Source organism: Streptomyces sp. XM4193 (assembly GCF_023072595.1).
Taxonomy (GTDB): domain Bacteria; phylum Actinomycetota; class Actinomycetes; order Streptomycetales; family Streptomycetaceae; genus Streptomyces.
In genome coordinates, this window is sequence record NZ_JALLGK010000009.1 from 204,811 (window position 1) to 217,392 (window position 12,582).

Here is a 12,582-nt window from a genome sequence, read left to right on the forward strand (position 1 = left end):
CCTGCCGGGCGGCGTTCCCGGGCCGTGCCCCGGACGGCGTGCGTGCGGACGCGGATACGGGCCGGTGCGCGGGTACGCGCGGCGCTCGCGCACGGGCGAATGCGTCGGACGGTCGGATTCGTCGGCGGCGCGCCGTGACGGGCGGGGCGTGCCGCCCACCGGGTGGGGAAGGCTGGGAGGGATGAGGCACAGCGAACACCATCTGCCCGCGGGGTCGGCCGCCCACGGGCCGTACGCACTGGACATCGGCCCCGGAAGCGCGGGTTGGGGCTACTCGGCACTGCGTGTGCTGGAGCTGGCGCCCGGAGCGCGTCACGACTTCGCCACCGGCGACAGCGAGTGGATCGTGCTGCCGCTGGCGGGCGCCTGCACGGTAACGGCGGACGGCGCCCGATTCGCCCTGCACGGCAGGGAGAGCGTCTTCGCCGGGGTCAGCGATTTCGCCTATCTGCCGCGCGACGCGGCGGCCGGGGTGAGCAGTACGGCCGGTGGCCGCTTCGCGCTGCTCGGCGCGCGCTGCGAGCGCCGGCTGCCCGCGCGCCGCGGACCCGCCTCCGACGTGCCGGTGGAGCTGCGGGGCAGCGGCAACTGCTCGCGCCAGGTCAACAACTTCGCCGCCGCCGACGTTTTCGGCGCCGACCGCCTGATCGCGGTGGAGGTGCTGACACCCGGCGGCAACTGGTCCTCCTACCCGCCGCACAAGCACGACGAGTGGGACCCCGGCCGCGAGTCGGAGCTGGAGGAGATCTACTACTTCGAGATCGCTCCGCACCGCGGCGAGGACGGACGCACCACCGAGGGGCTGGGGTACCAGCGGGTGACGTCCTCGGGGACGGGCCGGCACACCGAGGTGCTCGCCGAGGTGCGCACCGGCGACGCGGTGATCGTTCCGGACGGCTGGCACGGTCCCTCCATGGCCGTCCCCGGGCACACCATGTACTACCTGAACGTGATGGCCGGGCCGGGCGCGGAGCGCGAGTGGCTCATCCGCGACCATCCCGACCACGCCTGGATCCGCGGCAGTTGGCAGCAGACACCGATGGACCCGCGCCTGCCCCTGTGCACCGCACCGCCGTCCGACCCCGCCGGCCCGCCCGAGACCGCCGGGTCGCCGGGCGGCCCGGGGGTGCAAGCCGGGGCCCTGCCGGGTGCGGAGTCCGGATCCGACGCAGAGCCGAACCAGGAGGTACCGCGTTGAACGCGCCCCGCCCGCCCGCCGGACCCCCTCCGGAGCCGTCCGCGACCGGCCCGGCAGAGACCGGCTCGTCCGCGACCGGACCGGCAGAGACCGGCTCGTCCGGGACCGGTCCGTCCGTGGCGGAACCGGCCACCGTGCGGCTCACCGTCGCGCAGGCGCTGGTCCGTTTCCTCGCGGCCCAGTACAGCGAACGGGACGGAGTCCGCCGGCGGTTGGTCGAGTCGGTCTGGGGCATCTTCGGCCACGGCAACGTCGCGGGCCTCGGCCAGGCGCTGGTGGAGGAGCGGGAGCGGATGCGCTTCCTCCAGGGCCGCAACGAGCAGGCCATGGTGCACGCGGCCACCGGCTTCGCGCGGCACAGCAACCGGCTCCGCGTCCAGGCCGTCACCACCTCCATCGGCCCCGGCGCCACCAACCTCGTCACCGGCGCCGCGCTGGCCACCGTCAACCGGCTCCCGGTGCTGCTGCTGCCCGGCGACACCTTCGCCGGGCGCCCCGCCGAACCGGTGCTCCAGCAGCTGGAGTCGCCGGTCGCGGGCGACATCTCGGTCAACGACTGCCTGCGGCCGGTCTCCCGCTGGTTCGACCGGATCACCCGCCCCGAGCAGCTGGTCCCGGCCGCTCTGCGGGCGATGCGTGTACTCACCGACCCCGCCGACACCGGCGCCGTCACCCTGGCGCTGCCGCAGGACGTACAGGCCGAGGCGTACGACTGGCCGGTGGGGTTCTTCGCCGAACGCACCTGGCACGTGCGGCGCCCGCCCGCCGAACCGGACGTGCTCGCGGCGGTCGCGGCGGCGCTGCGGACCGCGCGGCGGCCGCTGCTGGTCGCCGGCGGCGGCGTGCGGTACGCCGAGGCGGAGGCGGCGCTCGCGACCTTCGCCGAGTCCACCGGGGTGCCCGTCGCCACCACCCAGGCGGGCAAGGGGGCACTGCCGGGCGACCACGAGCAGGAGGTGGGCGGCATCGGGCACACCGGCACCGAGGTGGCCGCCGACCTCGCCCGGACCGCCGATCTGGTGCTCGGGGTGGGCACCCGCTGGTCGGACTTCACCACGGCCTCGCACACCCTCTTCGCCCACCCCGGGGTGCGGTTCGTCAATCTCAACGTCGCCGCCCCGGACAGCGCCAAGCTCGCCGCGCTCGCGCTGGTCGCCGACGCCCGCGCCGGGCTCGAGGCGCTCACCGAGGAGCTGGCCGGCCACCGGGTCGACGACGGCTACCTGGCCGAGTACCGGGAGGGCCGGGCGGAAGCCGACCGGCAGACCGCGCAGCTGTGCGCGGCGCCCGGACCGGACGACCGTCCCACGCAGGCCCAACTCCTCGGTGAGCTGCGGGCGCAGCTCACCGCCGAGGACGTGATCGTCAACGCCGCCGGTTCGCTGCCCGGCGATCTGCACCGCCACTGGCGGGCGGACAACTCCCGCCAGTACCACCTGGAGTACGGCTACTCCTGCATGGGATACGAGATCCCGGCCGCGATCGGCGTCAAGCTCGCCTCCCCGGGTGCCGGGGTCTGGGCGCTGGTCGGCGACGGCACGTATCTGATGCTGCCCGGCGAGCTGGTCACCGCCGTCCAGGAGGGGCTGGCCATCCGGCTCGTCCTGGTGCAGAACCACGGGTACGCCTCGATCGGCGGCCTCTCCGAGGCCACCGGCGCCGAGCGGTTCGGCACCGACTACCGCTACCGCGACGCCGAGGGCGGCTACACCGGCGACCCGCTGCCGGTGGATCTCGCCGCCAACGCGGCCTCGCTCGGACTGACCGTCCGACGGGCCGCGACGGTCGGGGAGTTGCGCGAGGCGCTGGCGGCGGCGCGCACGGCGAGCGGCCCGTTCTGCGTGTACGTGGAGACCGGGCCGCCCGCGGCGGGTGGGCCCGCTCCCGCGGCCTGGTGGGACGTACCGGTCGCGGAGGTCTCCGCGCGCCCGGCCGCCCGCTCGGCGCGCGCGGAGTACGAGCGCCGCGCCGCCCACCGCGTACGGCACCTGTGAGCCCGTGCGCCGCGCCGCCCGATCCCGGCTCACCGCACCCGGCTCACCGCACCCGGCTCACCGCACCCGGCTCACCGCACCCGGCTCACCGCACCCGGCTCACCGCACCCCGTGCACGGCCGGGTGCGGCAGTCCAGCGGCCGATCCCGCAGCCGACACCGCAGCCCGTTCCGCAGCCCGTCCGCCGGGCCCGTAGAGAGGAAGGTGGACCCGTGACCACCGAGCAGCATCCCGTTCTCGGCCACTGGATCAACAACCGTTCGCTGGAGGGCGGTTCGGGTCGGGAGGCGCCGTTGCACAACCCCGCCGACGGCAGTCGCACCGGCTCGGTGGCGCTGGCCTCGGCCACCGAGGTGGACACCGCCGTCGCCGCCGCGGTGGCGGCCGGACCGGGTTGGCGTGCGACCTCGCTCGCGCGCCGCACCGGGCTGCTCTACCGCTACCGCGAGCTGCTCGCCGCCCGCCGCGAGGAGGTGGCCCGCAGGATCACCGCCGAACACGGAAAGGTCCACTCGGACGCGCTCGGCGAGGTGGCCCGCGGGCTGGAGATCGTCGAACTCGCCTGCTCCGCGCCGGAGAAGCTCAAGGGAGAGCTGTCCACCGAGGTCTCCGCGCGGATCGACGTCTCCTCGCTGCGTCAGCCGCTCGGCGTGGTCGCGGGCATCACCCCGTTCAACTTCCCGGCGATGGTGCCGCTCTGGATGTTCCCGCTGGCCGTGGTGTGCGGGAACACCTTCGTCCTCAAACCCAGCGAGAAGGACCCGACCGCTGCCCGGTACCTCGCCGAACTCGCCGCCGAGGCGGGCTTTCCGCCCGGCGTGCTGAACGTCGTCAACGGCGATCGGGAGGCCGTCGAGGCGCTGTTGGACCATCCCGACATCGCCGCCGTCTCCTTCGTCGGCTCCACCGAGGTCGCCCGGGCCGTACAACTGCGCGCGGTGGGCGCGGGCAAGCGCGTACAGGCGCTCGGCGGCGCCAAGAACCACATGGTCGTCCTCCCCGACGCCGATCTCGACCACGCCGCCGACCAGGCGGTGAGCGCCGCGTACGGTTCCGCGGGCGAACGCTGCATGGCGATCTCGGTGGTGGTGGCCGTGGGCGCGATCGGCGACGAACTGGTGCGGCGCATCGCCGAGCGGGCGGAGCGGCTGAGGATCGGCCCCGGCGACGATCCGGCGTCCGAGATGGGCCCGTTGATCAGCCGCGAGCACCGCGACCGGGTGGCCGCCTATGTGCACGGCGCCCCGGAGCAGGGCGCCGAGGTGGTGGTCGACGGCACCGGCCACCGGGTCCCGGACCGTCCGGACGGCTACTACCTGGGCGTCAGCCTGCTCGACCGCCTGTCGACCGACGCCGACGCCTACCGGGACGAGATCTTCGGGCCGGTGCTCGGCGTGGTGCGCGTCGACACGTACGAGGAGGCCGTCGCGCTGGTCAACGCCTCGCGCTGGGGCAACGGCGCGGCCGTCTTCACCCGCGACGGCGGCGCGGCCCGTCGCTTCCAACTGGAGGTGGAGGCGGGCATGGTGGGCGTGAACGTACCCATCCCGGTCCCGGTCGGGGCGCACTCCTTCGGCGGCTGGAAGGACTCGCTCTTCGGCGATCTGCACATCTACGGCAACGACGGCATCGCCTTCTACACCCGGGGCAAGGTCGTCACCACCCGCTGGCCGGACCCCTCGGACGCGGGCGTCGACCTCGGCTTCCCGCGGAACGACCGGCCGTGAACGATCACCCGACGCCGGAGGCGGGGGCGCACACCGGGCGCCCCGCGCTCCTCTCATACGCTCGGCACTCATGAGGCCCTCCACACCGCCGGAGCCCCCGGAGCCGTCCGACTCCCCGTCGACGAACTCCCCGACACACTCCGACTCCGCGACGCCGACGAACTCGGCCGCGCGGTCCGCCGCCCGGAAGCAGCCCGCGTCCGGGGCCGAGGGCGCTCCCCGGGGCGGCGCGGCCGCACCCGGCTCCACTCCCCGGGGGCCCCGGCGGCGCAGCTCCAGCGTCTTCGGCTGGCCGCGTGCCATACGGGACGCGGGCCGCGCCGGTCTGCGCGTCGAACGGGCCTCCCTCAACCCGCTGTTGGCGCTGCGCGGCGCGGCCGGGGTCGCCGTCATCCTGGCGCTGACGCTGTGGTGGGGGAGCCCCGGGCTCGCGGTGTCCTCCGCCTTCGGCGCCTTCGCCTCCGGCATCGCCACCTTCCAGCGCAGCTTCCACCCCCGGCCCGCGCTGGCGCTGGCCGCGGCGCTGGGACTGTCGGTGAGCGCCTTCCTGGGCTACGTGCTGGCGGGCAACCCGCCGGCGTTCCTGTGTCTGCTGGCGCTCTGGGCGTTCGGCGCCGGAATGGCGTGGACCTTCGGCGCGGTGCCCGGCGTCGTCGGCGCCTTCACGGTCGCGATGATGCTGGTCGTGGTGACCCTCCCGGCAACCGTGTGGGAAGCCCTCCAGCACGCCTCGCTCATCGCGCTGGGCGGCGTCGTCCAGGCCGGACTGATCGTGATCTTCCCGGTGCGGCGCTGGGGCGCGCAGCGCGACGCGCTGGCCGACGCGCTCGCCGGCGTCGCCGACTACGCGCGCCAGCTCCGCGAGGAGCCCACCCTGCCGTTCGACCCGGAGCCGCTCATGTGGGCGCGCACCGCCGCCCGGTTGACGCCCGGTCAGGCCCGGCGCAGACCGGCGCAGCTCTCCGGCTACCGGACCCTGGCCGAGCGTTTCCGCGCCGTGCTCGCGGCGCTCGCCGACCCGCTCGGCGGCGTACCCGACTACGGTCCGGAGCGCGAGCGGGTGCGCGATCTGCTGCGCGCCGCCGGCACCGTGCTGGACGCGGTCGCCCGTGCCGTGCGCCGCGGGGAGACGCCGACCGTGCCGGCCTCCGCGCTGGAGGTGCTGCGCGTTCCCGCCGACGGGCCGGTGCTGCCGCCCGGTCCCGCCCGCAAGGCCGCGCTGCGGTTGATCGCCCTCACCGAGGAGGCGGTCGACGCCGCCGGCGGCCCGCTGGAGGTGACCGACCGCAGCGGTGAGCACCGGGTGCGCGACCGGTTCGGCCCCGGTGTCGTACGGGTCGCCGCCCGCGCGGTGCGGCGCGAACTGCGCCTGGACTCCCCGGTGTTCCGGCACGCGCTGCGGCTCGCCGCGGTCATCGTGGCGGGCTGGCTGCTCGGCGAGGTGCTGCCCTCCGAGCACGGGTACTGGATCGCCCTCACCATCGTCACCGTGCTGCGGCCCGACTTCACCGACACCGTGGGCAGGGGCGCGGCGCGTCTGGTCGGCACGATCGTCGGTGTCGCGACCGCCGGTCTGGTGCTCGCGCTCAGCCATCCCGGCCTGTATCTGGCGGCCGGCTGGTCGCTGCTCTCCGTCTTTCTGCTCTATCTGCTGATCCGCACCGGCTTCACCGTGGTCTCCGCCTGCGCCGGCGCGTACGTGGTCTTCCTGCTCGGCATCGCCGGCCAGGACTGGGCCCAGACGGTGCCCGAGCGCATCGAACTCACCCTGGTGGGCGGGTTGTTGGCGCTGGTGTCGTACGCGCTCTTCCCGAGCTGGGAGACGCCGCGGCTGCGGGTGCGACTCGGCGACTGGCTCGCCGCCGCCGCCACCTACGCCGCCACCGTGCTGACCGACTACGCCGACCCGAACCCGAACCCCAGGACCGAACAGCGCGCCAGACAGGCGCTGTTGGACGTGCGCGCCGCCCGGATGGAGTGGGAGCAGACCACCGACCGCGCCGCCGCCGAACCGGTGCGCGCCCGCGGCCTCTCCCGCCGCGCCGCCGCCGACGCACACGACTCGCTGATCACCGCGGGCCGGGCCGCCAGCCTGCTGGAGTCCCAACTGGCCCACCACGCCGGCTCGTTCGCACTGAGCGAGCACTCCGGGGAGAGCGCCATGGCGCACGACCCCGGCGCCGAGCAGTTCGCCCGGGTGCTGCTCGCGGCGGCCGAGCCCGCGGCGCAGGCCGTGCGCGAGGGCCGGACCCCGGACTGGACCGAGGTGCAGCACGCGCTGGAGGAGTGGCGGGACAACACCGAGCAACCGGAGAGCATCGCCCTGCGGGTCGCGGAACTGGTCACCGACTCGTTCGTGGAGGTCGCGACCGTCACCAGGGGCCGCAGGTCCCCCTCGCCCGAGTGACCCCCGGCAGGACGTCGGCCCGAGCCGCTGGGCGCGGGCCCGCGCTCGGTCGTCCGCACCCGCCCGGCCGGGCGGGTGCGAAACCGGGGGGCCGAGTGGCGCCCCACCCCACCGCCGGGCAGCCCGAAGGGGGTGATGCCACAGGTTCTTTGATGGCCGAGGCAGGGAAACGGATCACGGCGGCCCGACGCCTGCGTCGTCCGGCAGCGGGTCCCTCGGGCAGGACGGCGGACCTGCGCATGCCTCCAAACGGTCGTCCGGTGTCGGCTGCGTCCGGCCCGTACCTCAGAACGCCGAACCCCCGTCCGACGGCCCTGCGCCGTCCGTGCCGGGGCTCGGCCCTGTGACGGCACCGAGCAGTCGGTAGAGCGTCGCACCGGCAACGTCGTTCACCTGTGTCACGGGCGCGTAGAGCAGGCCACGCGTACTGTCACCGCTCACGAGGACGTGAGCGGTGCCCATGCCGGTGGGCGGAGACGCCCGCAGCCGGTCGGCGGTGGCCTCGGCCCATTGCACCGCATCGGAGGCCGGCCCGCTCTCGGCGCGCGCCACGATCACGTCGGTCGTGTCCGCGCCGACGTCGTCGTGCACGACGGTGTGCGCCAGCCGGTAGCGGACCAGCCCGGGACGCCGGATCCCCGGGACCTCGCGGTCGATGCGGCCGACCATCTCGGCCCGGTGCTCGCGGACGAAGGCGAGATGAGCGTCGTCGCCGGTCCACTGCGCGACACTGAGCAGCACCCGTCCGTCCGCGCTTGCGAAGCAGCTGAGCCGCAGGAAAGCCTCGGGGCGGAACCGGGCCGACAGTTCGCCCCACTCCTCAAGCAGCGCACGGCCCGCCCTGCCCTGCCGGTCCGGCGTGTCCACGATCCACTCGCTGATCAGCGTGGTCCCGGCGTCGGCGCGGGCCAGATCCGGCAGTTGAAGCGTTGTCACACGAACCTCCTGGCGTTGTCGTGTGCCCAGCATGAAACCTGAAGCGCGGTTGAGGTCAAGCCTCGACCCGGAGCCCGAGTCGCTGAGCGAGGCCCCTTCGACAGGAGGACGAGGACGCCGTTCTCGTCCGGCGTCGAGGACCAGGACGCCGAGGGCACCGTCGTCACGGGGCCCTTCGCCCGGGGAGTCGCCGAACCGGCATACGGCTCCCGGGACGCCGCCGCTGCGGCGCACGACCGCAGACACACTCCGATCGCTCTCCGAGGCCAACCCCGGAGAACTTGCGGACTCGCCCCCTAAGCTGACCGGCGATGGCTCATTCGGACCGCACCCACCCCGTACCGGGCCCCGGCACGCCGCCCGCGCCCGGGAGGCGGCACGGCCGGACAGCGGCCCTGCTGACCGCGTTCCTGGTGCTCGTCGTGGTGACCGTGCTGGTCGTGGTCCTGCCGGGCGAGCGGTCCGAGGACGACGGGGACGCCTGCCGCCCGCTGAAGGTCACCGGCTGGGAGCCGGAGTCCCGCCTCACCGGCGAGTTCGCCCGCTACGGGGACAACAACGACAGCCTCGACGACTGGACCGGCGGCGACGGCAACCGCAGCGTCGCGCTGCCCGACGGCCGTACGCTCTGGCTGGCCGCCGACACCTTCCTCGACGCGGTGCAGGCCGGCCGCACCCGCCAGAACCCGCGCTGGGTGCGCAACTCGGCACTCGTCATGTCGCCCGACGGCACCCTCGAACACACTGTGCTCGCCGACGGCCCGTCCGGCTTCTTCCCCGGCCTCGCGACGCCCGACGGGCGCGAGGTCTGGCGCTGGCCGGGCGGCGGAACGGTGGAGCCGAGGGAGCCGGGCTCCCGCGAGGAGGTGCTGCGGGTCGTGCTCTGGCAGCGCGAGAGCGCACAGGCGCCGTGGGCCTTCGGGATGCCGCGTGCCAGCGAGGTCGCCACGATCAGCCTGCCGGACCTGAAGCTGGAGTCCATCGAGTCGATCGACGTGCCGCTCTCCCAGAACCCGGCCGAACGCGTGCTGTACGGCACCACCGTGCTCACCGAGGGCCGTTGGACGTACGTCTTCGGTGCGGACGAGCGCACCGCGCTCGGTCAGGCCGCCGAGGCGCACGTCGCCAGGGTGCCGCGCGGTTCGCTGGCCGACCGCGAACGGTGGCGGTACTGGGACGGCGAGGCGTGGCAGCGCGAAGCCGCCCGCTCCGAGGCCCTGCTGGTCGGCGGTTCCGACAGCGGGCGGGGAGCCACCAACACCTTCTCCGTCGCCCGGCGGGGCGGCACCTGGCTGCTGTTCACCGCGGACGCGGGCGGTCCGGACGGCCGCGGTCTGACCCATGTCGCCTCGTACTGGGCCTGTTCGCCGCAGGGACCCTGGTACGGGCCGAGCGACGCGCTCACCCCGCCGCTGCCGAAGGGCGCCGAGGGCCGCCGGGCGCTGGCGTACAACCCGCAGGCGCACGGCGACCTCGACAGCGGCGGCGGGGACGGTGCGGAGGACCAGCTGGTGCTCGGCTACGACGTCAACGTCCCCGACCAGGTCTCGGCCGTGCACGAGGACGTGGAGCTCTACCGCCCGCGGTTCGTCACGCTGCGGCTCGGTGAACGCCGGTCGGCCCGCCGCGAGCCGCAGCGCCCGCGCTCAATCCGCTGAACCGTGCCGGGCGAGCTTTGCGTACTTGGCGTTGCGGATCCGCAGCAGCACACATGCCGCCAGGGCCGCCGCGAACGAGGCCACCAGCACCGCGGCCTTCACATGCTCGGTGGTCTCCGGGCTTCCGGTGAAGGCGAGTTCGGTGACCAGCAGCGAGACAGTGAAGCCGATACCGGCCAGCATGGACATCCCGGCCACGTCGGCCCAGGCCAGATCCGGGCTCAGCCTCGCGCGGGTGAAGCGCGCGGTGAGATACGTACCGCAGAAGATGCCGACCACCTTGCCGGCGAACAGCCCGAGGGCCGTGCCGAGCGCCTCCGGCTGCCGGGCCGCGTCCGCCAGCGCCGAACCGGAGACCGAGACACCCGCCGCGAAGAGCGCGAACAGCGGAACCGCGAGGCCCGCCGAGTACGGGCGCACCACGTGCTCGATCCGCTCCGCCGGCGAACTCTCCTCCTCCGGACGGGTTTTGGCCCGCAGCAGCATGCCCATCGCGACTCCGGCGATGGTGGCGTGGACGCCGCTGTTGTACATCAGAGCCCAGATGGCGACGCCGAGCGGCACGTAGAAGTACCAGCCGCGCACGCCCAGGCGGTGGTGCAGCGTGTGGAAGAGCGCGAGCCCGGCGAAGGCGCCGGCCAGGGCCCAGACGTTGAGTGTCGAGGTGTAGAAGACGGCGATCACCATGATCGCGCCGAGGTCGTCCACGATCGCCAGGGTCAGCAGGAACGCGCGCAGCCCCGACGGCAGATGGGTGCCGACGACGGCCAGCACTCCGAGGGCGAAGGCGATGTCGGTCGCCATCGGGATCGCCCAGCCGTTGAGGTCGCCGCCGCCGCTTGCGTTCACCGCGAGGTAGAAGAGGGCGGGCACCGCCATACCGCACACGGCGGCCACGATCGGCAGGGCGGCGGCGCGCGGATCGCGCAACTCGCCGTCGACGAGCTCACGTTTGAGCTCGATGCCGGCCACGAAGAAGAAGACGGTCAGCAGGCCGTCGGAGGCCCAGTGGCCGATCGAGAGGTCGAGGCCGAGGGCGGGGATGCCGAAGTGGAAGTCGCGCACGTCCTCGTAGAGGCCGCTGAGCGCCGTGTTGGCCAGGACGAGCGCGACCACGGCGGCGGCGAGGAGCACCACTCCGCCGACGGTCTCGGTGCGCAGGGCGTTCGCCAGGGATTTGCGTTCCGGGCGGGAGGGGGCGGACGGAGCGTCCGAAGGGGTGTTGCCGGCCATGGTGGCGGGGCCTCCTGGAAGTGGGCAGGTCGACGACAGTCAAGCGCGCTGAGTGCGCACTGCCGACCAGACTTCCCGGCACACCAACCCGGCCGCTGCCGAGCACCGGGCCACCGTACCCATGAACCTCGCGCTCTGTCGTGTCCCCCCTCGGCGCTTTCGCCACATCCGTGTCTCCCGCACCGTCGGCCGCGCCCTGCGGGACCCCGGACGGGGGAGAGCGGCCCCTCCGCAGGAGGGGGCGGTACCGGGCGCGACCACCTACGCTGTCGGGGTACCGCTCCGGGGGGAATGAGAATCGTGAAACGTGTCGTCGTGCCCAGCACGTATCTGGGCGACTATCCGCGGTTGCTCGCCGAGGTGTCCACGACCGGCCGGCTGCCGCGCAGAGCCGAGCTGGAGGCGCTGCGGGAGACCGGCGAGCGGGCGGCCGAGTCGGGCTACGGGCTGCGCCAGCTCAACAGCCTCTACCTCTCCGAGACCCGCAAGCTCTGGGGCACCCTGCCCGGCATCGCGAAGGCGGCGGGCGCGGGCGAGCGCGGACGTACCGGCGGTGCGCTGTTCGCCGCGGTGGAGGCGGCCATCACCGCGCTCGGCGAGGGCCACGAGCGTGCCCAGCGCATGGCGGTGCGCCAGGAGGAGGCCGAGCGGCGGGAGTTCGTCGACGATCTGCTCTACGGGCGCAGCGATCTGGGCCGGCTCGCCGCGCAGGCCCAGCGGTACGGGCTGCGGCTGGCGTACGCCCATGTGGTGGCGGTGGTCAGCGGCGCGGAGAAGCTGGACGACGCACACCCCACCGTGCGCCGGATCGAGCGTGAGCTGCTCGGCCGCTTCGGCGAGCACCGGGACGTGCTGCTGGCGACCAAGGAGGGGCGGCTGGTGTGCATCGCCGCCAGCCGGGAGAAGCCGGTGCTGGACGCCTTCGCCCAGCTCGCCGAGGACCCCGGACCCGGGTACGCGGGAGCCGGGCGGGTGGCGATCGGCCGCGAGCACCGCGGTGCGGGCGGAGTGGTGCGCTCCTACGAGGAGGCACGCACCGCACTGGACATCGCGGACCGGCTCGAACTGGCGCCGGTACGGGTCTCCGCGGACGAACTCATGGTCTTTCCGGTGCTGTTGCGCGACCGGCACGCGGTGGCCGATCTGGTGCGCACCGTGCTGGAGCCGCTGACCGGGGCCAGGGGAGGCGCCGAGCCGCTGGTGCGTACACTCGCCGAGTGTTCGGCGGCCGGCTATGTGAACGCCGAGGCGGCCAGGCGGCTGGGCATCAGTGTGCGCACGCTCTCCTACCGGCTGGCGCGCATCCGCTCGTTGACGGGATACGACGCGAGCGACGCGATCCAGCGCTACACGCTGGAGACCGCGGTCATGGGTGCGCGACTGCTCGGCTGGCCCCAACGGGAACTGTAGTCGCCGAGTTCGCGTCAGT

At 74.2% G+C, this 12,582-nt stretch carries 8 protein-coding genes; 6 read left to right on the forward strand and 2 right to left on the reverse strand.

Annotation, left to right across the window (positions count from 1 at the left end; translation table 11 throughout):
- Positions 1-181: 181 nt before the first annotated feature.
- From iolB to MTQ01_RS21815, 4 genes are all read left to right on the forward strand, one after another.
- Positions 182-1,198 (forward strand): 5-deoxy-glucuronate isomerase, encoded by a 1,017-nt coding sequence (gene iolB / locus MTQ01_RS21800; protein WP_247492479.1) that lies wholly within the window; start codon positions 182-184, stop codon positions 1,196-1,198.
- Between the two features lie 116 nt (positions 1,199-1,314).
- Positions 1,315-3,192, forward strand: coding sequence for a 3D-(3,5/4)-trihydroxycyclohexane-1,2-dione acylhydrolase (decyclizing) (gene iolD, locus MTQ01_RS21805; protein ID WP_247492480.1), 1,878 nt, complete (start codon positions 1,315-1,317; stop codon positions 3,190-3,192).
- A 212-nt stretch (positions 3,193-3,404) separates the two neighbouring features.
- Positions 3,405-4,919: a CoA-acylating methylmalonate-semialdehyde dehydrogenase gene (locus MTQ01_RS21810; RefSeq protein WP_247492481.1), complete on the forward strand. Its 1,515-nt coding sequence runs from the start codon at positions 3,405-3,407 to the stop codon at positions 4,917-4,919.
- 70 nt (positions 4,920-4,989) lie between these two features.
- The gene (locus MTQ01_RS21815) at positions 4,990-7,326 is read left to right on the forward strand and encodes an FUSC family protein (RefSeq protein ID WP_247492482.1); all 2,337 of its coding nucleotides are present in this window, start codon (positions 4,990-4,992) and stop codon (positions 7,324-7,326) included.
- Between the two features lie 285 nt (positions 7,327-7,611).
- On the opposite strand, the gene MTQ01_RS21820 is transcribed toward MTQ01_RS21815, so the two are convergent.
- Positions 7,612-8,262, reverse strand: coding sequence for an antibiotic biosynthesis monooxygenase (locus MTQ01_RS21820; RefSeq protein ID WP_247492484.1), 651 nt, complete (start codon positions 8,260-8,262; stop codon positions 7,612-7,614).
- Positions 8,263-8,573: 311 nt separating this feature from the next.
- On the opposite strand from MTQ01_RS21820, the gene MTQ01_RS21825 reads away from it, so the two are divergent.
- A complete protein-coding gene (locus tag MTQ01_RS21825; RefSeq protein WP_247492486.1) occupies positions 8,574-9,920 on the forward strand; it encodes a hypothetical protein in 1,347 nt (448 codons plus the stop codon).
- Here MTQ01_RS21825 and nhaA read toward each other — a convergent pair.
- Positions 9,909-11,153 (reverse strand): Na+/H+ antiporter NhaA, encoded by a 1,245-nt coding sequence (gene nhaA, locus MTQ01_RS21830; RefSeq protein ID WP_247492487.1) that lies wholly within the window; start codon positions 11,151-11,153, stop codon positions 9,909-9,911. The two genes, MTQ01_RS21825 and nhaA, sit on opposite strands and share 12 nt — an antisense overlap.
- A 291-nt stretch (positions 11,154-11,444) precedes the next feature.
- Here nhaA and MTQ01_RS21835 point away from each other — a divergent pair, with 291 nt between their 5' ends.
- Positions 11,445-12,563 (forward strand): CdaR family transcriptional regulator, encoded by a 1,119-nt coding sequence (locus MTQ01_RS21835; protein WP_247492488.1) that lies wholly within the window; start codon positions 11,445-11,447, stop codon positions 12,561-12,563.
- The last annotated feature ends 19 nt before the right edge of the window (positions 12,564-12,582 follow it).

Excerpts from the sequence above, each read along its gene's own strand:
- MTQ01_RS21815 (WP_247492482.1), top strand. The coding sequence starts at position 4,990 with ATGAGGCCCTCCACACCGCCGGAGCCCCCGGAGCCGTCCGACTCCCCG.
- MTQ01_RS21835 (WP_247492488.1), top strand. The coding sequence starts at position 11,445 with ATGAGAATCGTGAAACGTGTCGTCGTGCCCAGCACGTATCTGGGCGAC.
- nhaA (WP_247492487.1), bottom strand. The coding sequence starts at position 11,153 with ATGGCCGGCAACACCCCTTCGGACGCTCCGTCCGCCCCCTCCCGCCCG.
- MTQ01_RS21825 (WP_247492486.1), top strand. The coding sequence starts at position 8,574 with ATGGCTCATTCGGACCGCACCCACCCCGTACCGGGCCCCGGCACGCCG.
- iolB (WP_247492479.1), top strand. The coding sequence starts at position 182 with ATGAGGCACAGCGAACACCATCTGCCCGCGGGGTCGGCCGCCCACGGG.